Here is a 23,194-nt window from a genome sequence, read left to right as displayed (position 1 = left end):
TCGGACCAAGCGAGACTTCATCGATTTCCAAGAAAGGTTTCATCATGCTGCAAGGCGTCGAGAGGCTGGACGATCTGATCGGGCCCCGCGAGTCGGGCCTCACCGGGGCGACGCTCGCCGAGGTGGAATCGGCCGTCGACCGCAACGACCTGGGGCGGTTGGCGGAGACCGACGGCCACTTCGCCGCCGTCGCCCGCGAAGGATGCACCGTCCGGCTTGCGCGGACCATCGGGCTCCCGCTCCGGTACTTCGTCGCCAAGCGGTACCACGGCCCGTACCTCGTCGTCTCCGACCGGATCGACCGCCTCTACGATTACTGCTGTTCGCTGAAGATCGGCTGGCAATTCGACCCGCTCTACACGCGCATGATCCCGGCCCACTACCTCGTCGAGATCGATCAGATCGGATGTCCGGATCCGAATCCCCGCTACCACCGCTTCTTCGACCCCGAGGTCGCGCAAGGCCCCCGCGAAATCGACGCCGCCGGCGACGCGTACGTCCGGGCCGCGTACGATTCGACGCTCGACTGGATCCGAGGCGTTCCCGACGGGGAGCGGATCGCGATCCTTTTCTCGGGCGGCGTCGACAGCGGCTCGACGTTCCTGCTGGCTCGCAAGGCGCTCGAGGCGCTGGGCCGCGACCCCGGGCTGGCTCGGGCTTATACGCTGGACCTCGGCGGCGGCCAGGACGCCATCCAGGCCGAACGCTGGGTTCGCGAACTGGGCCTGGAGGCGCAGTGGGAGCGGATCTCGCTCGAAGGGACCGTCCCGGACCTGGAGGGCGCCATCGCGACGATCGAGGATTACCACCCGCTGGACGTCGAGTGCGCCGCGACCTCGCTGCTCCTCCTCGGTGCGATCCGCGACCGCGACCCCTCGGTCCGATTCCTCATCGACGGAGACGGCGGCGATGAGAACCTGAAGTCGTATCCGCTCGAAGACTCGGACCTCACCATCTCCAGCGTGCTGCGCAACCCACTCCTCTACCAGGAAGGGTGGGGGATCGACGCCGTGAAGCACAGCCTGACCTACTCGGGCGGCCTGTCTCGCTCCTATGTCAGGACCTACGCACCGGCACAGAAGTTGGGATTCACGGCCTTCAGCCCCTACACGACGCGCAGGGTGATCGCCAAGGCGGCCGCCATGCCGTTCGAGGAGTGGCTTGGGGGCGACGCCTCCCGGCTCGACACGCTGAAGGCCGACGTGGTCCAGGCCGGGGTCAAATCCTTCACCGGGGTCGACATGCCAGTCTTCCCCAAGCGACGATTCCAGGACGGGGCCGGCGGGTCCTATCGCCGCTGGAAGGTGAGCAAGGCATGGTGTCGCCAGGTCTTCCTCCGCCAGTGGGAGGAACGCCTCAAGGTCGCCTGGTCGCCGTTCGCCGAGCGCGTCTCGGGGAACGCCGTGCCCACCTGAGGATTCGACAGTGGCCCCCTACCCCGACTCCCCGGCCGCCCGAGATCGCTGGATCCTCGACCGTCGCCCCGATCGGAACCGCCTCGACCCCCGGCTCCCCTACGCTTACTTCGTGGAGGAGGAGCCGGGGCCTTCGGGGCCGGTCGACGTGGCGACGATTTTCCTGACGAACCGCGAATGCCCGTGGCGTTGCTTGATGTGCGACCTCTGGCGGAACACCCTTGAGGAATCCGTTCCGATCGGGGCCGTCCCTGCGCAGATTCGCCATGCCTTGGAGGGGATGCCGGGACTCGTCCCCGGACGATCGGAGCTGAAGCTGTACAACGCGGGCAGCTTGTTCGATCGCCGCGCCGTCCCTCCGGAGGACGACGAGGAGATCGCCCGACTGGCTTCGCCGTTCCGCAGGACCATCGTCGAATGCCACCCCGCGCTGGTCGGCCGTCGGTGCTTGGAGTTTCAGCACCGATTGGGCCGGCCCCTGGAGGTCGCCATGGGGCTGGAGACCGCCCACCCCGAGATCCTGGAACGTTTGAACAAGCGGATGACGCTTGATCAGTTCCGACGGGCCGCCTCGTTCCTGGGCGAGCACGGCGTCGGCTTGCGAGTCTTCATCCTGGTGCGGCCGCCGTGGATGACGGAGGACGAGGGTCTCGAGTGGGCGAAACGTTCCCTGGATTTCGCCTTCGATTGCGGGGCTGCCACCTGCTGCCTGATACCGACGAGGGCGGGCAACGGGGCGATGGACGCTCTCAGGGCGACCGGAGAATTCTCCCCCCCGTCGCTTCCCTCGCTCGAAGCGGCCTTGGAGTACGGACTTTCGCTGACGGCGGGCCGGGTTTTCGCGGACCTTTGGGAAATTGAGGCGATCTCCTTATGCCCTGTTTGCGCCGACGCACGCGTACGGCGACTCCGCGAGATGAACGCCACCCAAAGGATCCCGGAGTCCATCCCCTGCGCCGCTTGCCGACTGCCGCCTTCCCCGCCTCGATCGCCTTGCGGCGGCAAGAGTTCGGTCTGAACGTCTCGGGGACGGGAATCTCCGTCAAGGCCTTACGCATGTTCGAGGAGGCGTCGAACGCTTGGGCTCACGTTCGAACGACGCCCTCGGACGTGGATCTCTCCCATGTCATGGGTGTCCCCTGCCGGCGTGATGCTCCGTTTTCCGTCAGGTCGTCGACGCCCGGCCCACTCCGTACGCCGAAACGTTCTTCCTCGATCGAGCGGTTTCTCATGTAATGTCGATGTCGCTTCTCGTCGATTTCGCTCCTTCGCTCCTTCGCTCCCGCTCGACGCCTGTGTAGACTCGGCCGGCCCCACCCCCTCGAACCACGTTGGAGAACGACCTTGGCCCACATCTCGCTCCCTGACGGCGTCCCCGGGATCCGTGGCCTTATGGCCGCCTATCCTGAGGCGCAGAAGCCCCTGTGCGACCTCGCTGAAGCCCTTCTCAGGGGGCCGTCGTCGCTCACGTCCGGAGAACGCGAGATGATCGCGGCTTACGTCTCGGCGGGCAACCAATGCGGCTACTGCTGCGAGAGCCACGCGGCGGCCGCTCGCGCCCACCTGGGCGACCAGGCGGGAATCGTCGACCAGGTGCTGGCGGAGGGAGTCTCCGCGCCCGTCTCGCCGAAGTTGAAGGCGCTGTTTGTCATCGCCGAGAAGGTGCGCCGCGACGGCAAACTGGTCATGGACCGGGACGTGGAACTGGCCAGGGCGGAAGGGGCGGACGACAAGGCGATCCACGACACCGTCCTGATCGCCGCCGCGTTCTGCATGTTCAACCGCTATGTCGAGGGTCTGGGGACCTCGGCGTCCCGCGATCCGGCCGACTACGTCGAGGGCGGCAAGCGACTGGCCGAGCAAGGCTACCACGCGCTCGACTACGCCCAGGTCAGGGGCGACTGGACGCGGCCGGCGTGACGCGATTGGCGGGACGCGAATCGCGCGTTCCGGCACACGCCGTCCTCGGTCGACTCTCCAGCAGAGACAGCCGCGGAGGAAGTTGCCGGGGATAAGCTCCGCAATCGGGAGCGACCTCCCGCCCTCCCCTGCTCAACCCGGGTTGCCCCAAAGTCGCGCGTCCTGCACAATGGACGGCGGCGCGCGTGCGCGCCTTGCGGCCAGTCCGTCCCCCGTCAGCTTGCGGACCTTCCATGAAAACCGACGACCTCCGTGAAGCCTTCCTCGACTTCTTCGCCTCCAAGGGCTGCGTCCGCAAGCCGAGCGACGTGCTGGCGCCGAACGACCCGACGGTCCTCTTCACGCCGGCGGGGATGAACCAGTTCAAGCGCGAGTTCATGGGCCTGGGAGATCCCGGCCTCAAACGCGCGGCCACCTGCCAGAAGTGCATCCGCACCGGCGACATCGAGAACGTCGGCAAGACCCCTCGCCACATGACGTTCTTCGAGATGCTCGGGAACTTCAGCTTCGGCGACTACTTCAAGCGCGAGGCGATCCACTGGGCCTGGGAGTTCCTCACCAAGCGGCTCGCCATCGACCCGAACCGCCTGACGTTCACCGTCTACCAGGACGACGACGAGGCGTTCGACATCTGGAACAAGGAAGTGGGGGTCGCGGCCGACCGGATCAAGCGGATGGGCGAGGACGACAACTTCTGGCCCGCCGGAGCCCCGACCCACGGCCCCAACGGCGTCTGCGGCCCCTGTTCCGAGATCTTCTACCACGGCGACGGCGTCGAGGAAGTCGAGATCTGGAACCTCGTGTTCACCCAGTTCAACCGCGTCGGTCCCGGCCAGCTCGAACCGCTGCCGAACAAGAACATCGACACCGGCATGGGCCTTGAACGGGCCGCGGCGGCCCTCCAGGGGGGCAAGTCGAACTTCGAGATCGACCTGTTCGTCCCTATCGTCGCCGCCGCGGCCGACGCCTTGGGCGTCGACTACGCCAAGGTCAAGGACACGCTCGACGGCGTCCGCATCCGCCGCGCCAGCGACCACGCCCGGACCCTGACCTTCTGCCTCCACGAGAACATCCGCCCCGGCGCCGAGAAGCAGGGCTACGTCGTCCGCCGCCTCCTCCGCCGCGCCGTGCTCGACGCCTACCAGATGGGCCGCCGCGAACCGTTCCTCTACACCCTCGCCCCGGTCGTCGCCGAGGCCATGAAGGGGGGCTACCCCGAACTGGTCGACAGCGTCCCGCGGATCCAGCACGCCATCCGGGACGAGGAGGAACGCTTCCTCCGCAACCTGGAGAACGGGATGTCGCTTCTGAGCGACACCTTCCGCAAGACCAGGGCGGCCGGCTCTGACGTAATTTCCGGCGCGGACGCATTCGATCTGCATTCGACCTACGGCATCCCCGTCGAGGTCACCGAGAGCCTCGCCGCCGACCAGAACCTCCGGGTCGACGAGAAGGGCTTCGAAGCCGCCCGCGCCCGGTTCGCCGCCGTCTCGCGCGGGACCGCCGAGGCCGCCGACGTCTTCGCGGTCGGACCGCTCGACTCGCTCAAGGAGGCCTACCACAAGGGGAGCGCGTTCCTGGGCTACACCGCCACCGAGGCCAAGGCCAAGGTCATCGCCGTCCTGGAGCAGGGAAGGCTCGCCGACTCGGCCGAGGCGTCGTCGGGCGGCCCGCCGATCGCGGTCGTGCTGGACGAGACCCCGTTCTACGGCGAGTCCGGCGGTCAGGTGGGCGACGTCGGCGTGATCAAGGGGGCGGGCTTCACCTTCCAGGTCGAGGATACGAAGAAGGAAAACGACTTCTTCCTGCACCTGGGCCGCGTGGTCGAGGGCCGGCTCGACGTCGGCGCCGAGGCCGTCGCCACGGTCGACGCCGACCGCCGGCAGGCCATCCGTCGCGCCCACTCGGCGACCCACCTGCTGCACAACGCCCTGCACACGCACCTGGGCAAGCACGCCCAGCAGGCCGGCAGCAAGGTCGAGCCCGACCGGCTCCGGTTCGACTTCGCCAACCCCGAGGCCGTCGGCAAGGAGCGGCTCCAGGCGATCGAGAAGACGGTCAACGACCTGGTCATGACCGCCGCCCCGGTGCAGTGGAGCCTCATGCCGATCGCCGAGGCCAAGTCCCTGGGGGCGACGGCCCTTTTCGGCGAGAAGTACCCGGAGATCGTCCGCGTCGTCCAGATGGGCGATTTCTCCCGCGAACTCTGCGGCGGCACCCACCTGGACAGCGTGGGACAGGTCGGCCTGTTCAAGATCCTGGGCGAGGAGTCGGTCGCCGCCGGCACCCGCCGGATCATCGCCCTGACGGGCAAGGCCGCCCTCGACTTCGTGCACCAGGAAGAGGAGGCGCTCGGCAACGTGGCGGCCAGCCTCCGCGTCCCCGCCGCCCAGGTGAACGACCGCCTCGCGGCGCTCCTGGAAGAGATCAAGGCCCTCAAAAAGCAGGCCGCCCAGCGCAAGCCCGAGGCCGGGCCGAAGGCGACGGTCGACGACCTGCTCGCCGCGGCCCGCACCGCCGGCGACGCCGCCGTGGTCCTCGCCGCCGTCGCCGACGCCACGGCCGACGAGCTGCGCGTGCTGGCCGACGGCCTCCGCCGCAAGCGCGAGAAGGGGCTGGCCGTGCTGCTGGCCTCGGCGGGCGAAGGGAAAGTCCAACTCGTCGCCGCCTTCTCCAAGGACCTCGTCGATCAGGGCAGGCACGCCGGCCAGTGGCTCAAGAAGGTGGCTCCGGCCGTCGGCGGCGGCGGCGGCGGCCGCCCCGACCTCGCCCAGGCCGGCGGCAAGGACCCCGCCAAGATCCCCGACGCCCTCGAACTGGCCTGGACCGTGATCCACGGGGAACTGGGCGGGAACTGAAGAAACTCGTTATAATCGCCGTGGTCGTCGCGGTCCGGCCGCCTCGCGGGGGCGTCGAATCGTGGGTGAGGCCTTGACGCCGGCCCCGGCGTTTGTAGGATGGTATTTTTCCAATGGACTGCGCGTTTCCGCGTTACGCGTTTTGCTGTTCAGGCGTATTTTTCCATGAAGTGTTACCAAGCGAAGACCGGCGAGCTGACGCGCCAGTGGTTCACGATCGACGCGGAAGGCCAGGTCGTCGGCCGGCTCGCCGCCCAGATCGCTCCCATCCTCATGGGTAAGCATCGCCCCACCTACACCCCCCACATCGACACCGGCGACTACGTCATCGTCACCAACGTCGAGAAGGTCGTGTTCACGGGCGACAAGTGGCGGCAGAAGACCTACCAGAGGTACTCCGGCCATCCCGGCGGCCAGCGCGAAGAAGCCGCCTGGAAGCTGCTCGAACGTCGTCCCGAGCGCATCCTTGAGCTGGCCATCCAACGGATGATGCCCAAGAGCAAGCTCGGCCGGCACATGATGGACAAGCTCAAGCTCTACGTCGGCCCGAATCACCCGCACCAGGCCCAGACCCCGGCCCCCCTGGAGGCCTACTCCGGCCGCCCGGCCCCCGCCGGCGCCCTGGTCGCCCCCCCGGCGGTCGAGAAGGCGAGCCACAAGCCCGCCCCGGTCGAAGCCCCCGCCTCCGAGGCCGCCTCGACCGAAACGGCCGAGTGAGCTGAGCCCCGGACCAGTCACGCCGGATCGAATCCACGGACGGCCCCCAGCGAGCCGGCCCCCCCAGACACGCCAGAGGGTTAGAATACGAACATGTCCGCGACCGCGACTGCACCGAAAACGTATACCTGGGGCACCGGCCGGCGCAAGACCGCGGTCGCCCGGGTTCGCATCGCCGAAGGCACCGGCCAGTTCATCGTCAACGGCCTCGACGCCCGCGAGTACTTCCCGCTCGAGGTCCAGCAGACCGACATCCGCGCCCCCCTCAAGGCGACCGAGATGACCGAGCGCGTCGACGTCTGGGTCAACGTCGTCGGCAGCGGCAAGCCCAGCCAGTCGGGAGCCGTCGTCCAGGGCCTCGCCCGCGCCCTCAAGGAGTTCCGCAGCGACCTCGACGAGGCCCTTCGCGCCGGCAACTACCTCACCCGCGACGCCCGTATGGTCGAGCGTAAGAAGTACGGCCACAAGAAGGCCCGCAAGAGCTTCCAGTTCTCCAAGCGCTGATCGCAAGTCGTTACCAAGACGAACTTACAGCACCACGAGCCACGGGGGAATACCAAACCCCGTGGTCTACGTGGTATTCTACGTTTGTAAAACACCTGTTCCGGGGGAGATTTTCGGCGGCGTGCGAGCATGATTGGGTGTGGCGTTCGTCCGTCAGGTTCAAGTCTGGATATGGGACGGAATCCCCAGTCATCGAGGGACCGGCGACCAAGGACCGATCCGCCCAAGGTTGGGAGCCCTTACCCCGGTCGCCATCCCGAAGGGGCGTCCAAAAACCTACACACGGTCTGGTTTTCCAGCTTTTGCACCATGTTCACGATCAGCACGGGGGCGACCGCTATGGCCATCGTGACCGCACAGACCACGGTGCCCCCCTTCGCTCGATGGAAAAAACGCCCTGAAAAATCGGCGTGAAAGCTGGCTCACGGGATGTCCGCTGTTCGGACCTCGCACGGCCGACGTACCAGGCCCCCCTTCGACCGTCGGAATCCAGACGGCCGAGACCCCCGGCCCGATCGCCCCATCCTTACACCCACGCCTTGCATCGGACGCTCACGCACGCCTATCTGGCTTGATGGCGGCGGGGGCCGCCACCGCCAGATGGCTTCCGATCAGCGGCGGCTCACGGGGTCTCTGAGGGGGTCGGTCCCCGCCGGGGGAGTGTCGGTAAGATTAGTATCTGTATTGGACGCCCAGAACCGGACCGGCTTGGAACCCGTGATCTTGCCGCCGACGAACGTGTCGGCGTAGGTGTCCGGCATGTACACCGTGTTGTAGTGGTGCTTCCCCTGGAGCAACTCGCCGCCCGTGACCACGACGCCGGGGATCTTGGCCAGGATCTCTTTCAGGTAGTCGATCCCGAACCCCAAGCGATAAGCAAAGTCACCCAAGCCGATCGAGTCTTCGACCTTCCTCGGAAGATAGCGGTTGACCACCTGACGGTCGGCCTTGGGGTTCTCACCTGGGACGTAGACCTTGGGTGGAGTGTCGGTAAGATTAGTATCTGTATTGGACGCCAACCACTCGGCGATGATCGCCTTCCAAATCTCGTCTACGCTCTGGCCGTCCCAGAAGCCGGACGTGTACCACGTTGACTCCAGACCACAATCACGCCTAGCGGCCGGGATCAAGTGGGGCTTGTTCCGATCCCGGAGCACGGGTTTCGACTGGTAGCGGGCCGATGCGTCCAGGTCGTCGGCTTCGACTAGCGTACAGACACCGCCCTTCGATTGGGATTCCCACGACTTCCTCAAGAACGAGGCCAACGTCGTCGTCGGGTCAGACCCATCGTGCCAGAGGTGGAAGTCCCAGTGGGCGGCGTCGATGGCGGTGATGTGCAAAGTGGCGTGGATCTCGGCCCGGACGCCGTGCCGTTCCTTCCACCGCTTGAAGGACAACAGGAACCCCGCCTTGGCGGCTCTGTGGTCCTCTGGAGTGGCCCCGGACGGCATCGACAAGTTGCCCCGCTCGACCACCCGACCTTGTTCTTTCAGACGGCCGAGATGCTTGGCCAACACGCTCCCCTGTTTCGACGACCAGTTCCGATGGCATCGGAGGGAACACCGGGGGTCACGGCACTTGACGATGTACCCCTTGTCTTCGGACTTGGACTTGAAGTAAGAGGCACGGCGGCAAAAATATCGGGGGTTCACCTGGCCGAACTGGACGATCTTCCGATCACTAGCTATAGATACCATTGTAAGTTGACATGTGCTGGGGAGCACTGTTCCGAAGAAACCAAGGGCCGGGAAGATTTCGCCGTCTTCCCGGCCCGCTTTCGTCTATAGACGATTGTGCTCACACGTTTATTCGATCGTGTGGTCAGATTTTCATGTGTCGGCTTGGCCGGTGGCGGTCGAGGATTACAACACCGCTACAACGCCCCGGCCCAGGCCCACGACCGATCCGACCTTGTCGTCGCCACGGGCGGCTCAGGCGGCCTTCCAGGGGCCTTTCGAGGGGAGTTGAAAGGAACCGGCCCGTACCTCTGGAGTGAGGCGGGCCGGTCGGAGTCCCTAGGGCAGGATTAGCGAGGAATTAGTCGGTCGTCGGTTTGTCAGCAGAGGGCGAATGCCTTCTCGACGCCAGCGGCGATGGCATCGTCTTCGGTCGTGTGGTCGTACCTCTGGGTGCAGGCGACCGTCGTATGCCCGGACATCTTGGAGGCGTACAAGAGCGGCACGCCGACCCGAAGGACTTCCGTGATGAACGTGTGTCGGAGGATGTGGTTGTAGTGGCCCTTGTCGGCCGTGAACTCCCCCGCCTTGACGAGACCCTTGACCACGTAGTGGAGACGGGAGTACAGCCAAGCCCCGCCCTTGATCTCCGGGAACACCCTGACGGCTTCGGAGCCGAGTTCTTGGCGGCGGCGTGCCACGATGGTACGGACGGTCGGGTTGTAAAGCGTGCTGTACCGCTTGCCGCTCTTGCTCCAGTCCTTCGGCACGGTCGTCTTGCCGTTGCCTGTCGGGTCGAACCACGAGAACTCGGCGTGGATGGCGGCGTTGACCCGCAGCCCGGTGTTCAACATCACGAGCACGGCGTCTTCGACCCACTGGGGCAACTTGCCCCGAGCACCGGCGGGACGGTCGATCCGGCGGCGGATCTCGGCTAGGAAGTCGGCCCGCTCCGTTGCGGTAAAGACCTTCGGCGAGTCGGTGGTGTCGGTCCCCTTGAGGTGTTTGCACACCGCTCGGATCGGGTTTCGGCCCGTGTACTCATCCATGTCGATCGCTTCGGAGAAAAGATGCCCCAGCAAGGACAAATACGCCTTGGTGGTCTGTTCCTGGCAGTCGCCGAACGACATCTCGGCGAAGTCCTTGACGGTGGCCGCACGGACCTCATGCAGCCATCGGAGGCCGTTGTCCCGGCAGTAGGACCGGAACCGCCCCACGACGTACAAGAGCTTGTCCTGGGATTTGGGCCGGAGCGTGCGGCACTGGGCGGTCACGTAGCGGGTCAGCCGCTTATCCAGGTCGATCTGAGTCTGAGTCGGATTTAGACTCTGAACCACCGGGGCGATCGTCGGGGGCGTGATCTTGGTAGGCTGGTAGGCGGCGGCTTTGGCTAGGACGTGCTCAGGAACTTCGTCGGGGGCGGCGGGGGCCGGTTCGTTCGTGGCCAGCGTGATCGACTTCCACTTGCCGGTCGTCTGGTCCTTGGTCTTAATCAGCCACTTGCGGTGCAGTCGGTCGTAATAGGGGCGGGACATGCCAGGATCTCATTCTCATGTTCCTGCGATAGCTCCACTTGTCCCTGGAAGCGGTCTCAAATCCATAGGGCGAGCAACATACCCAGACCTGAACCTATGGGCAACCCCAGCTTCCAGTTCTCCAAGCGCTGATCGATCGCTCGGAGCGACCTGGACCTCTTCTCTTTCCGAACACGACACGGCCCGTTTCGACCCTGCGTCGACGCGGGCTTCGTCGTTTTCGAAGCCGGGCGTTCTTTCTCAACCCGATTGCGGCCCCCCTGCGTCTGGCTTATCCTGCGGCCACGTTATCGGGCGAACCGCAGCGCAGGACCGCCGACCCACTGCCGAGGAGATCGCGACGATGGATGAGAACCCGGAATTTGGCGAGCTGATGGATACCAGCCTTGAGGAGCTTCGCCTGAAAACCCAGGCTCACAAGGAAGCCTGGGGGTTCGGCGGTTTCGACCGCTGGGCCATGGACATCCGTCAGGGCGACCTGATTTTCAAGAACGAAGACGGTCTCACGGCCACCTGCCCGGCTCAGGCCGTCGGCTCTTACAACAGCGAGGACGGTTCCTGGATGTGGGCCTGGGCCAACGCGTCCCTCCCCGAGGCCTTCAAGCAGGACGTGCTGAAGGTGAAGCAATACGGGGAGGAGCACGGCATCGAATTCCTCGTCGAGCCTCAGCTTGAGATCGGCGAGGAGAAGGGGGCCTGGGAGTTGACGGCCCTCGCCACCAAACTCGGCGACGCCCAGGGCGCGTACTGCTGCCCGCTGGGGGGAACCTCGCTGTTCGTAACCTTCGGTGAGGTCCGATTGTCGAAGGCTGCGACCCCCTGAAGAGCCTGCTGGAAGTTCTGGGACTGAGCTTCCAGCCAGCCGGCGTCAGGACTCCGCCAGGTCGAGGTCATCCTCGATGGGCCCGTAGAAATCGAACCTCAACTCGAGATTGAGATCGGCCAGGCTCCTCATCTGGGCCGCGGGGAGGATCGGGCCGCCTTGCCCTTCTTGAGAGAGCCAGTAGCACCAGACGCACATCCGGCATCCCAACTCCTGGAGTCGGCGGGCCACGTCGTCCTTCGCCTCCAGGTGGTCGAGGAGCCAGTCCCGGTGGCGACGCGAATCGCGCGAATCGCGCGAGTCGACGCGGTCCTTCGTCGCGAGGAACCAACCGTCGATGGTCGCGAGCCTCGGCGGCCCGCCGTCGGTCCGGCTTGAGAGTGCGCCGCGGCGTTGCCAGCTTGAGGGATCAAGGCCGAGGCGTCGGGTGATCTCGACCGGGTCGATTCCGTTGGGATGAATGCAGAGCGTTGCGTAGGTCCGGGCGCACGTCGGATATTCGTCGTCCATGGGGCCCGTCTCGCCTCCTCTCGGTATCAAACCTTGACGCTCGGCCCACGCGAATGGTTCGCTCACCGAGAGGACAAGGTGCGATCGTCGAAGGCCGCGACGCTTGATCAGAGTCTCGGAGGGCGGGCGGCGGCCTGTCGTCCCGAGTTTGGCGGCCGGGGCCGCCCTTTTGCGAAGAATTCTTCGAGGGCTCGAGGCGCGTCGAGCTGGCGGTTGTTTCAGAAGCTCAGGAGGAACTTCCGTTGCGGCTCTTGCTCGGGTTCTGTCTGGGGATGCCGGCCGGGGCGTTACTCGGCCTGGGCACCTTCCTCGCCATCCTCTACTGGCCGCGGAGCGAGCCGATCGAGTTCGAGGGGGGAGGGCTTCAGTTCAGCTTCTTTCTGATCGTGTTCGGCGGCGGTTTCGCGATCGTCGGCGCGGCGGTCGGCGGCGTGGTCGGCCTGCTGCTGAGCTGGATCTTCGGCGGCGGACGCGGCGATGCGGGCTCGGAGTGGCGTTCGGCCGGGTGAGGACGCCTCGGGATGGGGCGTCCCCGCCCGGCCATGTCGCGGCACGTCCGCTCAGATGCGGAGGTGCTGGGCGATGATGTTGCGCTGGATGTCGTTGGTACCGGAGAAGAGGACGCCGCCGGTGCTGTCGCGGACGTCGCGTTCGAGGCCCTCCTCGATCGTATACCCCTGGGCGCCGAAGATGCGCACGGCGTCGAGGCTGTTCTGGGCGAAGCACTCCGAGACGTGGAGCTTGGCCATCGAGGCGGCGATGGTCGCGTCCTTGCCCTGCTTCTTCAGCCAGGCGTAGCGGTAGACCATGTACCGGCTGGTCTCGAGCCGGGTCATCATGTCGACGATCCGGTTCGACACCGACTGGAACTTGCCGATCGACTGGCCGAACTGCTTGCGCTGGCGGGCCCGCTGGACGCAGCGGTCGACCTGCCGCTGCATCGTGCCGACGACGCTGGCGAGGATCGCCCCTCGCTCCCATTCCAGGGCCTGGTTGAAGATCCGCGAGCCTCGCCCCTCGCGGCCCAGGAGGGCCTCCGCGGGAAGCTCGCAGTCCTCGAAGACCAGCTCGCCCATCGGGGCGGTGCGCATGCCGAGCTTGTCGATCTCGCGGACGACCTTGAAGCCGGGCGCGTCGCGGTCGATGAGGAAGGCGGTGATCCCGAGCACCCCCTTGGTCGGGTCGGTGGTGGCGAAGACGAGGAAGACGTCGGCGACGGGCCCGCCGGTGATCCAGACCTTGCGGCCGTTGAGGACCCAGCCGTCCCCCTTGCGCTCGGCCCGGGTCTTCATGCTGAAGATGTCGGAGCCGGCCTCGGGCTCGCTGGCGCCGTTGGCGCCGAAGGAGCGGCCGTCGCAGAGGGGGGGGAGATACCGGCGCTTCTGGGCCTCGTCGCCGAACACGAGGATCGGCATCGTGATCGTCCAGAGCGAGGCGTTGAGCGAGAAGAGGAGGCCGGTGTCGGGGCAGGCGTAGCCGAGGCCCTCCATGGCGGCGACGGTGGTCTCGATCTCCTCGCCCTGGCCGCCGAATTCGCGGGGGACGGGGAGTCCGGCGGCGCCGAACCGGGCGCAGCGCTCGTAGCCTTCACGCCAGAACTCGCCGCGGCGATCGCGGTCGAGGCTCTCGGGGTCGACGAGTTGCTCGCGGGCGAACGTGACGGCCGCGTCATACCACTTCCGCTGCTCAGTCGAGTATCCGAAGTCCATGGCTCCGACCTCCTTGCCTTCCTGCGCGTCCATTCGAAGCGCCGGATCGACGCCCGCCGCGACGCCGGGGCGGGACGGGATCTCGATCCGGGCGATGCGATGCGATCCTGATCTGGGCGACGGGCCTCGAACGGGTCAAACGGAGACCGGCTCCGGCCGTCCTTTTCGGCTTCCGGCGGCTTTCGTCCCACGGGGCGACGGGGTCACGCCGACGAAGCGCGGTTCGGCGTCCAGGTATCGCCGCTCCAGGACGATCCAGGCGGCCAGGAACCGCCCGAGCTGCTCCAGGCACCCCCCGCCCTCGTAATCGCGCAACTGCGCCGCGAGCTCGGGGAGCCACCCCGCCAGATGATGGCCGAAGAAGTCGCGTTGGGCAAGGTCACAACCGCGGACCTCGTCCCCCCGCCCCGCGCCCAGGCAGGCGACCCGCCGCTGAAATCGCGACTGGGCGATCAGCCAGGCCATGAACCCCAGCTCCCTCGCCACGTGGTCGCACCGCGACGGCGAGTCTTCGCGTGCGGGGAGCCCGGCGGCGTCGTATTCCCGTGACAGCTCGTCGATGCTCCGGTCGGGACGGCGACGCAGCCACGCGCTCTTATGGTCCATCTCCAACGCCGAGTGCGAAATCCGCCGTGACTTCACGAAGAAGCGGTCGTAGTCCGCCCTCAGACGACCCAGCGGCTGGCACAGTTCGACCATCAGCGGCCGCAGGTCCAGATCATCGGTTTCCAGGGGCTCCGAAGGCTTGCCCGAAGCCGGCGACGCCGCCGAACGCAGCACGTCGACCGCCGCCACGTCCCGCGCCTGCTCGGACGGATTCGTCACCCGCCCCCACGTCCCAAGGTCGGGATGCGTGAGGATGGCCGCCAGAAAGTCGTAGATCCGCTCGCGCAAGGTGTCGAAAGTGTCGGCGTCGCAACGGCATTGGTCGCACATTGATGAGGTCTCCCCGCCGGGACGGTGCCGATTCGGATGGGATTTCGTCGGCTGGAACGACCGTCGTCGGCTGCAAGCTCCATTTTGATTCCCGATCTCCAGTCTATTCGGTTTCGACGGAAATCCAAAACAGAAACACCTGCGCTTTTCCGATCCTGGATGACTTCGAGACGGCCTCGTTTCGCCCACTCGCGCCGATCCCCTGCGTGATCGGGGGTCGAGAGTATAGAATGGAGCAAGGCGATGATCGCGGGTTCGGCGGATGGGTCTGCACGACGTCGAGAGGGATGAGCGGATGGTGGACGCGGCCGTATCGGGACGGGGTGCGAGGCTGGATGTGGAGCGAGTGCGGGGGGACTTCCCGCCGCTGGGCGAGGAGTTGCGCCCGGGCGTTCCCCTGCGGTACTTCGATTCGGCGTCGACCGCGCTCAAGCCTCGATCGGTGATCGAGGCCGTCCGAGAGTGCATGGCGGGCTACCCGGCGAACGTCCACCGCGGCCTCCACGCCCTCAGCGAGCGGGCCACCGAGGCGTTCGAGGAAGCCCGGATGAAGGTCGCGCGGTATCTCGGCGTGGAGGATTCCGCCCAGGTGATCTTCACCCGGGGGACGACCGAGGCGATCAACCTCGCAGCGAGATCCTGGGGCCGGCTGGCCCTTCGGCCGGGCGACGCGATCGTGGTCAGCGAGCTGGAACACCACGCGAACCTCGTCCCCTGGCAGTTGATCGCGCGCGAGACCGGTGCCGAGCTGCGCTACGTCGAGCTGACCGACGACATGGAGTACGACCTCGACGCGTTCGACCGCCTGTTCGACGACGGCCGGGTCCGCATGGTCGCGACGACGGGTATGTCGAACGTGACCGGCGTCCGCCCCCCGGTCGAGGAGATCGTCCGTCGCTCTCGCGAGCGGGGCGCTCGGGTGCTGATCGACGCGGCGCAAAGCCTGGCGCATGAACGCCTCGACGTGACCTCCCTCGGCGTGGACTTCGCGGCGTTCTCCGCCCACAAGGTCTTCGGCCCGACCGGCGTGGGCGTCCTCTACGGCAAGCGCGAGCACCTGGAGGCCATGGAGCCGGTCCTCGGCGGCGGCAACATGGTGCTGCGCGTCGAGCGCCATCGGGCGGTCTGGAACGAGCTGCCCGACAAGTTCGAGGCCGGCACGCCCGCCATCGCCGAGGCGATCGGCCTGGGAGCGGCGATCGATTACCTCGAAACGCTGGACCATGAGGCCGTCGCGCGGCACGAGCGAACCTTGATCGAGCATGCGCACAAGGTTCTGGGTGCGGTCGAGGGGATGCGGATCCTGGGACCCGCGGCGATCGGGGGGAAGGGGCCGATCGTCGGTTTCACGCTGGAGGGGACGCATCCCCACGACCTCTCGCAACTGCTGGATCGATCGGGAGTCGCGATCCGGGCCGGGCACCACTGCGCCATGCCGTTGCACGCCCGACTGGGGATTCCGGCCTCCGCGCGGGCCAGCTTCGCCCTGTACAATACAACCGAAGAGATCGACCACCTCGCCGTCGCTTTAGGGTCGATCAAGACGCTGCTCCGCCGTCGCTAGGCCGGGGCCGGCCCTCGCGGGCGCGGCTTCCCCCGCGCCGCCAAGGAACCGAAATGGACGACCCGCTGTATCGCGAAGAGATCCTGGATCACTACTATTCCTCCCCCTACCGGGGCCGGATCGAGGACCCCAAGGGACCCAATTACGTCTGCGACCTGGACAATCCCTTCTGCGGCGATCAGATCCACGTCGAGATGACGGTGGGGGCCGACGACCGCATCCGGGAGATCCGGTTCGACGGCAAGGGCTGCGTCATCAGCCAGGCGGCGACGTCCCTGCTGGCCGAACACCTGGAAGGGGCGAGCGTCGAGGACGCCCGCAAGCTCGGCCCGGCCGACGTCGTCAAGCTCCTCGGGATGTCCCTCACGCCCACCCGCATGAAGTGCGGCCTCCTGGGCTGGAAGGCCATCCAGCAGGCCCTCCAGAACAAGGAAAATGCGACGGCCTGAGACGGGCCGAAACGACCCTCCCGCCCCTCCTCCGCTTCCCCGTCTTCCGGGAAGTTGGAGGGGCCTCCCCCTCCAGACCGGGGCGATTCCCACCCCTGAGCAGCCGCGTGCACTACCCCGCCAGGCCCCGCGCCTTGTGAGGCGAGCCGCCTGCGCGCCACGCTTGCCGCCCGACCGGTCGGATCCTGCAACGCCAGGGGACGCACGAGTCCCTTGGCCCTGACGGGGTTCCGGTCGCAGCCCTCCGCCGAGATTCGGGCCTTCTCGAAGAACCACGGCCGAATGGCACGTCGATTGCGATTTCCCTATTTCAACCGCCAGGGGCGAACGGACGAGCGGCGTCCGGCCGAACGCCTGGCAGGAACGAGCCGGGATCGCCAGGCGATCGAGGCCCGCGACCTCGGAACCGTGAAAGATCGCGCCGACGTCGTGGAGGCCGATCCGGCACTCCTAACCAAGAGGAAACCAATCATGGCCGTCAATCTTCAGAATCTCCAGGGGCAGTGGAATCAGCTCAAGGGCGAAGTCAAGAAGAAGTGGGGCCAGTTGACCGACGACGACCTCCGCTGGACCAACGGCAACGTCGACCAGCTCATCGGCCGGATCCAGGAGCGGACGGGCGAGAAGCGTGAACAGATCGAGAAGTACTTCGACGGCCTCCTGAGCGAAGGTTCGTCGATGCTCTCGAACGCGGTCGAGACCGTCGGCCACGCCGCCAATCAGGCGACGAACCGAATCCGCGAGGGCTACTCCCAGGTGAGCGACCAAGCCGGCGAGCAGCTCGGCCACGTCCGCGAGATGGCCGGCGAGCAGCTCGGCCACGCACGCGAGATGGTCATTCGCAACCCGGTGCAGTGGGTCGCCGCGGCTTTCGGCATCGGCTTCATGGCGGGCATGATCGCCGGCTACACCAGCAGCGCCGTCTCGCATCAGCAGCAGTCGCGCCGGTTCTTCTAATCGGATCGACTTCGCCTCGTCGAATTGAAGGCCTGACGCCTGGCCCGCGAATCCTCTCGCGGGCGGCGTCCAGCCCTCCCCTAACCTTTTGAAATCAAACGGAGGCCCGCGCATGTTGCGCCTGGCGATCCTTTTCGCGATCATCTCGATGCTGGCCGCGGCGTTCGGCTTCTACGGCGTGAGCGACGCCTCCGCCGGGATCGCCAAGTTCATCGCGCTGATCTTCGCCGTCATGTTCATCGCTTCCTTGATCGTCGGCCTGACGGTCGTCCGCAAGACGACCGCCTAGCCCGGCCGGTCGGATCCGAGAACAACCGACGCATCAACTCCGGGACGGTCGGCCTTCAGGTCGGCGGTCCCGGAGTTTTCGCGCGCTCAGGGGGACATCGCCTCGATGCGGTCGAGGTCGCACCAGGGCCCTCGGCTCCGGAAGGTGGGGGATGGCAGCTTGCGGGCGAGGTCCAGGGCCCGCGCCCGATCGATGTCGCCACGACGTCGGCCGATCCCCCGGAAGACCTTCAGCCCGCGCTGGAGGGCGATGATCTCGCGTCGGGTGCGGCCTTCGGGACTGTCGGGCCAGGGGCCGGGATGCTCCTGGAAGTCGAAGAAATGCGGGACCAGGCGGGTCATGTAGGCCCAGTAGTCCGGGTTGTCGGTCTGGAGGACGAACAGGCCGCCCGGCTTGAGGACGCGATGGACGTCGGCCGCGAACCGCGGCGTGACGAGCCGCCGATGAGCCTGGCGGGCGTCGTGGTACGGCTGGGGATGGTAGAGGTGGACTTCCTCGACCGCGTCGTCGCCGACGTACCGGTCGAGGAACGTCTCCGCGTCCTTGACCGCGAACCGGACGTTGGAGAGCCCACGCTGGTTGCCGCGACGGGTGGCGTAGCGGATCACCACGGGGAGGACGTCGATCGCGAAGTGGTCGACCTCGGGCCTGGCCAGCGCGCTGATCAGGGTGGACCGACCGTTGCCGCAACCCAGGTCGAGGACCAGCGGGGCCTCGCGGCCGAAGACCGCGGCGAAGTCGAGCGGGCCCGTTTCGGGAAGCCGCTTGACGGCCGTGCGGGCCCACTCCTCCTGGGGGAGGATCCGGCCGGGGATCGGGACCCCGAATTCCTGCTCGACCTCGTTGTCATCCGCCTGCATCGCCCCGCCCCTCGCCCGACCGTGTGCGCGGATCGCGGCCACTCGCCCCGCTCCTCGGCGGCTCGAGTGTAACCGACGAACGGGGTCGCGGTCGAACGATCTCGGGCCCGTCAGCTCTCGGAGTCCTCGAAGCCGGCTTCGTCGTCGGGGGCGGCCTCGACGTCGATTTCCAGGTTCATCCGCCAGCCGATCTCCTTCAGCCCCGAGGTCCAGTCCTCCTCGACCTCGGGCGGGACCAGGACGAGGGCCCTCATGGAGAAGAGCGGCGAGCCGCTGGTGGGTGCCGGCGCGGATTCGGAGTCCATCTCCACGATGCTGATCCCATGCCGGGCGAGGTGGCTGGCGACCTCGTGGATGATCCCCTCATGGTCGGCTCCGTCGACGGAGAGGTGGAACGCAGACCAGCCGACGTGCGACGACCCATCGTCCTCGTCGGCGGCGGTGATCGTGACCTTGTAGCCCTGGTCCGCCAGCCCCCCGAAGTCGCCGCCGAGGCCCTCCCCCTTCCCCTCGGGGACCGCGACGAGCATGAGCACGGCGAACTCGCCCCCCAGCCGCGCCATGCGGCTGGTCTCCACGTTGCCCCCGCGGTCGAGCACCAGGCGGGTCACTTCCTCGACGATCCCGATTCGATCCGGGCCGGTCAGGGTGAGCACGAAATTCCGGGGCATTGGGGAAGCTCCTTCGGCCGTATCGCGCCCGGCAGACGCCCCGATCGTTCGGTCGCCGCCGCATCTCGCGGACGCTTGCGAGCCTATCCCGGGGAAGGATCGGTCGCAAGCCTCGATCCGACGCATCGGCGATCGCATCCTGGTGATCGCCCCCCGGCCGGCCGCGTCGTCATCGCTTACGGGTTGAGGTTGGCGGCGTCGGGCGGTAGTTTACCCTGTTCGAGACACGACGAACGCGATTCTTCACGACAGGACTCCAAGCGTGGCCAGACCGAGCGTCTATTTCGACGTCAGCATCGACGGCAAGCCCGCCGGGCGCATCACCATGGAACTCTTCGACGACGTCGCCCCCAAGACGGCCGAGAACTTCCGTGCGCTCTGCACGCACGAGAAGGGCTTCGGCTACAAGGGCTCGTCGTTCCATCGCGTCATCCCCCAGTTCATGCTCCAGGGGGGCGACTTCACGAACCACAACGGCACCGGCGGGAAGTCCATCTACGGGACCAAGTTCGCCGACGAGAACTTCACGCTCAAGCACGACCGGCCGTTCCTGCTGTCGATGGCCAACGCCGGGCCGAACACCAACGGCTCGCAGTTCTTCATCACGACCGTCCCCACCGCCTGGCTGGACGGCAAGCACGTCGTCTTCGGCGAGGTGACCGAGGGCTCCGACGTCGTCAAGGCGGTCGAGGCGCTCGGCTCCTCCAGCGGGAGGCCGTCGGCCAAGATCACCGTCGAGGATTGCGGCCAGCTCTGATCCGCGATCGAAGCCGGACGGCCGGGGCTCCGGCCGTCCGCTACGACGCGTCCCCCTCGTTTCAAGGCTTCTTCGGCTCGGGGGCGGGGGTGGGGGCGGGGAGGATCGTAAGCCAGGGCCGATCCGTCTCGACCTCGAAACCGGCGACCTTCGCCAGGGCGACCCGCCGGCGGCCCTTCCCCTCGGCGGGGTTCGCGACGATCCGGAACGGGCCCGAGGCGGGTCCGGCCTCGGCACGGATTTCGAGCGTCACCGACTTCGCCGAGTCATCGGAAGGTTGGGACACGACTTTCGCGGCCGTGACGCCCTCCGGAAGTCCCTCGGCCGTCACCTCGATCGCGTCGTTATAGCCGTCCTTGCGGGCGACCGTCACGACGATCTTGGTCTCTTTTCCGGGCGTCGCCTCGAACAGGTCGGCCGGAAGCTTCAGCTCGAAATCGGGCTCGGGGACGGTCGCCGTGAGGAGGTACGCGTAACGCGGCCCTCCGCGACGATTCAGGTCCCGAACGACCACGCGAAAGTCGCCGTCCGCCGGGGCCGTGAAGGTGATCTCGGGATCGATCGATGCACCGACGTCGTCGGCCTCGGCCAGGGCCTTGCCGTCGGCGTCGAGGACCTGGAGGACGGCGTCGAGCGGGAGGCCGAAGGCTCGCGATTCCAGCCGGAAGCGGCGCTTCTCGTCCTTCTTCATGGCGATCCGGTAGGCGTCCCGGTCTCCCGGCGGGTCGATCCTCCCGCTGACGGCGCCTCGGTCGACGAACGTCTGAGGCGAAGCCGGATCGTTGGGCTCGACCTCGGCTTCCAAGGACCCCCCGACGCGCCGGACCTGGGCGCTTCCGGCGAGCAACGGATGGGTGAGCATGATCAGGTCGGACGCGGCGTCGGCGGGGACGACGAGGACGGAGTCGGCTTCCGCGATGTTCGGGCCGACGGCCGCGACGGACGTCGGGCTCTCGGCGGAAACGGCGAGCGGAAACGCGTGCTCGATGAAGCCGCCGGTCGTCAGCGTAAGGCGGTAGATGTAGGCGTCCCCCCCGGCGAATCGGATGGTGCTGTCCGGGGTCGCGGGGAAAGCGAAGAGGCGGACGACGTACGTCCCTTTCGCGGGGGCCTGGAACAGGATGCGCGGGTCGCGGCCGACGGCGTCGTTGTTCTGCGCGAGGATGAAGCCCTTGGTCGAGGCGACCTGGAGCACGGCGTCCATCGGCGAACCGATGTTGCGGTCGGCTTCCAGATCGGCCGCGAGGACCTGACCCGCCTCCAGGTTCACGGCATAGCCGTCGACGTCGTCGGACTTGGCCAGGCGGCCGTTGACGGTGGCGCGCGCGGGATCGATCGCCTGAGCATGGCGCGGGTCGTCGTTCGGTTCCGTCTCCATCACTTCGGGAAGCGCACCGATGAGGAAGGGCCGCAGGCTCGTCGCCCCTTCGTCGTCGTACACGCGCACCCAGCGCACTCCGGGCTGGGCGTCGTCGGCGACCTGGACCGACAATTTCCCCTTCTCTTCCCCGGGCTTCACCGAGAGCCCCGCCCCTTCGACCCAGCACTTCACGGGCCAGCGTTCGAACGTCCCCGACATCGTCACCGTCAGGGACTGGCCGCGCGCGGCTCCGGCCGGGAAGAATCCGGTGAGCGCCGGCGGCTTGGCCGGGGAGTCCGGGACGGCGACGACCAGCAGGCCGATCGAGAAGAGCGAGGCGGTGAGCGATCGCCGTCTCATCCCATCAGCTCCCGGATCGGGGTCGGGTCCGAGACCAGATAGGTGGGCCGGCCGCTGGGAGTGTAGAGGATCGTCCCGGGGTCGATCCCTAGCTTCCGATAGACGGTGGCCGCGAGATTCTCGGGAGAGAGGACGCGTTCGCTGGCGGCGTATCCCCGAACGTCGGTCGCGCCGACGACCTGACCCCCCGGGGTGCCGCAGCCCGCGACCAGGACCGACATGGCGTTCGACCAGTGGTCGCGCCCCGCGTCCTTGTTGATCTTCGGGGTCCGGCCGAACTCCCCGAGGGCGAGGACCAGGGTGGAGTCGAGCAACCCGCGCTGGTCGAGGTCCTGGATGAGGGCCGCGATCGAGGAGTCGAAGGCGGGCATCCGCTTCTCGTAGCCGTCGAAGATCGAGACGTGGTGGTCCCATCCCCCCTCGTTCAGTGTCACGAAGGGGACGCCGGCCTCGACGAGTCGTCGGGCGAGCAGGCAGCGCTGGCCGAACGAACTCCGACCGTACCGATCGCGGACGCGGGGATCTTCCTGGGTGATGTCGAAGGCGCGCTGGGCCTGATGCGACGACATCAGCTCATATCCCTGGTCGTAATATTCGTCGAGGGCCAGGGCCGGGTCGCCCGCCGACTTGTCGGTGAATCGCTTGAAGTGGTCGAGCCGATCGCGGAGGCCGCGCCGGCCGTCGACCCGGGGGCCGGCGACGTCGCGGGGCGGGGTGACGTCCCGGACGCGGAAGCTCTTGGAATTCGGGTCGTCGGGCACGACGAACGGGGCGTACTTCGCGCCGAGGAAGTTCGGCCCTCCGGAGCGCGTCATGCTCGGCATGGAGAAGTAGGCCGGGAGCCCGCCGACGGCCCCGCGCTCATGGGCGGCGACGGCGCCCATGCTCGGATGGAAGCTCACGAACGCCCCGCACCCGACCGGGATCCGGGGCGGCGCGCCGGTCATCATGTAATGGTTGCCCGCCCCGTGATTCCCCTGGTCGTGGCGGATGGAACGGACGATGGCGAGCTTGTCGGCGATCGCCGCCAGCCCCTTCATGGGCTCGGCGAACTGGATCCCCGGGACCGAGGTGGCGATCGGGCCGAACTGCCCCCGGATCTCGGCGGGCGCGTTCGGCTTCGGGTCGAAGGTCTCGTAGTGGCTCGGGCCGCCGTCCATCCAGATCAGGATGCAGCTCGTCGGCCTCGCCCCGGGGATGGCCGCCTGCCCTCGGACCCTCAAGGCGTCGACCAGGCCGCCGCCGATCAGGGCGCCCAGGCCGAGGCGGAGGCAGTCGCGTCGGGTCGTGGATTCGCAGTTCCTGGAGATTGCCATCGGTCTCG

22 protein-coding genes are annotated in these 23,194 nt (G+C 67.2%); 13 read left to right on the top strand and 9 right to left on the bottom strand.

Going from position 1 to position 23,194, the window contains the following annotated elements; all coding sequences use genetic code 11:
* The first annotated feature begins 44 nt into the window (after window positions 1-44).
* The 6 genes from VT85_RS12940 to rpsI all read left to right on the top strand — a co-directional run bounded on the left by VT85_RS12940 (window position 45) and on the right by rpsI (window position 7,414).
* Complete coding sequence (locus VT85_RS12940) at window positions 45-1,415, top strand: asparagine synthase-related protein (RefSeq protein ID WP_068415690.1); 1,371 nt, start codon at window positions 45-47, stop codon at window positions 1,413-1,415.
* 10 nt (window positions 1,416-1,425) lie between these two features.
* Window positions 1,426-2,433, top strand: a complete 1,008-nt coding sequence (locus VT85_RS12935; RefSeq protein WP_068415687.1) for a radical SAM protein — start codon at window positions 1,426-1,428, stop codon at window positions 2,431-2,433.
* A 326-nt stretch (window positions 2,434-2,759) separates the two neighbouring features.
* Window positions 2,760-3,335 (top strand): carboxymuconolactone decarboxylase family protein, encoded by a 576-nt coding sequence (locus tag VT85_RS12930; RefSeq protein WP_082858574.1) that lies wholly within the window; start codon window positions 2,760-2,762, stop codon window positions 3,333-3,335.
* Window positions 3,336-3,568: 233 nt separating this feature from the next.
* Window positions 3,569-6,193 carry an alanine--tRNA ligase gene (alaS, locus tag VT85_RS12925; protein ID WP_068415680.1) on the top strand — a complete coding sequence of 875 codons (2,625 nt, stop codon included), beginning with the start codon at window positions 3,569-3,571 and terminating at the stop codon, window positions 6,191-6,193.
* Between the two features lie 165 nt (window positions 6,194-6,358).
* Window positions 6,359-6,910: a 50S ribosomal protein L13 gene (gene rplM / locus VT85_RS12920; RefSeq protein WP_068415677.1), complete on the top strand. Its 552-nt coding sequence runs from the start codon at window positions 6,359-6,361 to the stop codon at window positions 6,908-6,910.
* A gap of 93 nt (window positions 6,911-7,003) precedes the next feature.
* The gene (gene rpsI, locus VT85_RS12915) at window positions 7,004-7,414 is read left to right on the top strand and encodes a 30S ribosomal protein S9 (protein WP_068415676.1); all 411 of its coding nucleotides are present in this window, start codon (window positions 7,004-7,006) and stop codon (window positions 7,412-7,414) included.
* 611 nt (window positions 7,415-8,025) lie between these two features.
* On the opposite strand, the gene VT85_RS12910 is transcribed toward rpsI, so the two are convergent.
* Both VT85_RS12910 and VT85_RS12905 read right to left on the bottom strand, forming a co-directional pair.
* Window positions 8,026-8,928, bottom strand: coding sequence for a hypothetical protein (locus VT85_RS12910; RefSeq protein WP_156512845.1), 903 nt, complete (start codon window positions 8,926-8,928; stop codon window positions 8,026-8,028).
* Between the two features lie 542 nt (window positions 8,929-9,470).
* Complete coding sequence (locus VT85_RS12905) at window positions 9,471-10,625, bottom strand: tyrosine-type recombinase/integrase (protein ID WP_068415670.1); 1,155 nt, start codon at window positions 10,623-10,625, stop codon at window positions 9,471-9,473.
* A 343-nt stretch (window positions 10,626-10,968) separates the two neighbouring features.
* Between VT85_RS12905 and VT85_RS12900 the strand changes: the two genes are divergently transcribed.
* Window positions 10,969-11,448, top strand: coding sequence for a DUF6882 domain-containing protein (locus VT85_RS12900; RefSeq protein ID WP_068415667.1), 480 nt, complete (start codon window positions 10,969-10,971; stop codon window positions 11,446-11,448).
* Between the two features lie 45 nt (window positions 11,449-11,493).
* On the opposite strand, the gene VT85_RS12895 is transcribed toward VT85_RS12900, so the two are convergent.
* Window positions 11,494-11,958, bottom strand: coding sequence for a DUF4279 domain-containing protein (locus tag VT85_RS12895; RefSeq protein ID WP_068415660.1), 465 nt, complete (start codon window positions 11,956-11,958; stop codon window positions 11,494-11,496).
* Window positions 11,959-12,200: 242 nt separating this feature from the next.
* Here VT85_RS12895 and VT85_RS12890 point away from each other — a divergent pair, with 242 nt between their 5' ends.
* The gene (locus tag VT85_RS12890; RefSeq protein WP_068415657.1) at window positions 12,201-12,467 is read left to right on the top strand and encodes a hypothetical protein; all 267 of its coding nucleotides are present in this window, start codon (window positions 12,201-12,203) and stop codon (window positions 12,465-12,467) included.
* A gap of 51 nt (window positions 12,468-12,518) precedes the next feature.
* Here VT85_RS12890 and VT85_RS12885 read toward each other — a convergent pair whose 3' ends face one another.
* On the bottom strand, window positions 12,519-13,667 hold the full coding sequence (locus VT85_RS12885; RefSeq protein WP_068421941.1) for an acyl-CoA dehydrogenase family protein: 1,149 nt from the start codon (window positions 13,665-13,667) through the stop codon (window positions 12,519-12,521).
* Between the two features lie 135 nt (window positions 13,668-13,802).
* Window positions 13,803-14,603, bottom strand: a complete 801-nt coding sequence (locus VT85_RS12880) for a molecular chaperone (RefSeq protein ID WP_068415655.1) — start codon at window positions 14,601-14,603, stop codon at window positions 13,803-13,805.
* Between the two features lie 262 nt (window positions 14,604-14,865).
* On the opposite strand from VT85_RS12880, the gene VT85_RS12875 reads away from it, so the two are divergent.
* From VT85_RS12875 to VT85_RS26770, 4 genes are all read left to right on the top strand, one after another.
* Window positions 14,866-16,167, top strand: coding sequence for an aminotransferase class V-fold PLP-dependent enzyme (locus tag VT85_RS12875; protein WP_197490640.1), 1,302 nt, complete (start codon window positions 14,866-14,868; stop codon window positions 16,165-16,167).
* A gap of 53 nt (window positions 16,168-16,220) precedes the next feature.
* Window positions 16,221-16,616 carry an iron-sulfur cluster assembly scaffold protein gene (locus VT85_RS12870; RefSeq protein WP_068415652.1) on the top strand — a complete coding sequence of 132 codons (396 nt, stop codon included), beginning with the start codon at window positions 16,221-16,223 and terminating at the stop codon, window positions 16,614-16,616.
* Between the two features lie 471 nt (window positions 16,617-17,087).
* The gene (locus tag VT85_RS12865; RefSeq protein ID WP_068421931.1) at window positions 17,088-17,573 is read left to right on the top strand and encodes a CsbD family protein; all 486 of its coding nucleotides are present in this window, start codon (window positions 17,088-17,090) and stop codon (window positions 17,571-17,573) included.
* Window positions 17,574-17,685: 112 nt separating this feature from the next.
* Entirely contained in the window at window positions 17,686-17,862 is a 177-nt protein-coding gene (locus tag VT85_RS26770) for a DUF1328 domain-containing protein (protein ID WP_082858573.1), read from the top strand.
* Between the two features lie 86 nt (window positions 17,863-17,948).
* Here VT85_RS26770 and VT85_RS12860 read toward each other — a convergent pair whose 3' ends face one another.
* The gene (locus VT85_RS12860; RefSeq protein WP_231871368.1) at window positions 17,949-18,764 is read right to left on the bottom strand and encodes a tRNA (guanine(46)-N(7))-methyltransferase TrmB; all 816 of its coding nucleotides are present in this window, start codon (window positions 18,762-18,764) and stop codon (window positions 17,949-17,951) included.
* Between the two features lie 68 nt (window positions 18,765-18,832).
* Window positions 18,833-19,393, bottom strand: coding sequence for a glycine cleavage system protein R (locus VT85_RS12855; RefSeq protein WP_068415648.1), 561 nt, complete (start codon window positions 19,391-19,393; stop codon window positions 18,833-18,835).
* Between the two features lie 262 nt (window positions 19,394-19,655).
* On the opposite strand from VT85_RS12855, the gene VT85_RS12850 reads away from it, so the two are divergent.
* Window positions 19,656-20,150 (top strand): peptidylprolyl isomerase, encoded by a 495-nt coding sequence (locus tag VT85_RS12850; RefSeq protein WP_068415644.1) that lies wholly within the window; start codon window positions 19,656-19,658, stop codon window positions 20,148-20,150.
* Between the two features lie 61 nt (window positions 20,151-20,211).
* Here VT85_RS12850 and VT85_RS12845 read toward each other — a convergent pair whose 3' ends face one another.
* Window positions 20,212-21,870, bottom strand: coding sequence for a PPC domain-containing protein (locus VT85_RS12845; RefSeq protein ID WP_068415641.1), 1,659 nt, complete (start codon window positions 21,868-21,870; stop codon window positions 20,212-20,214).
* Window positions 21,867-23,186, bottom strand: coding sequence for a DUF1501 domain-containing protein (locus tag VT85_RS12840; RefSeq protein WP_068415637.1), 1,320 nt, complete (start codon window positions 23,184-23,186; stop codon window positions 21,867-21,869). The genes VT85_RS12845 and VT85_RS12840 overlap by 4 nt, the downstream gene beginning before the upstream one ends.
* Window positions 23,187-23,194: the final 8 nt, after the last annotated feature.

Source organism: Planctomyces sp. SH-PL62 (assembly GCF_001610895.1).
Taxonomy (GTDB): Bacteria; Planctomycetota; Planctomycetia; order Isosphaerales; family Isosphaeraceae; genus Paludisphaera.
This window is presented reverse-complemented; position numbering and strand designations above follow the sequence as displayed.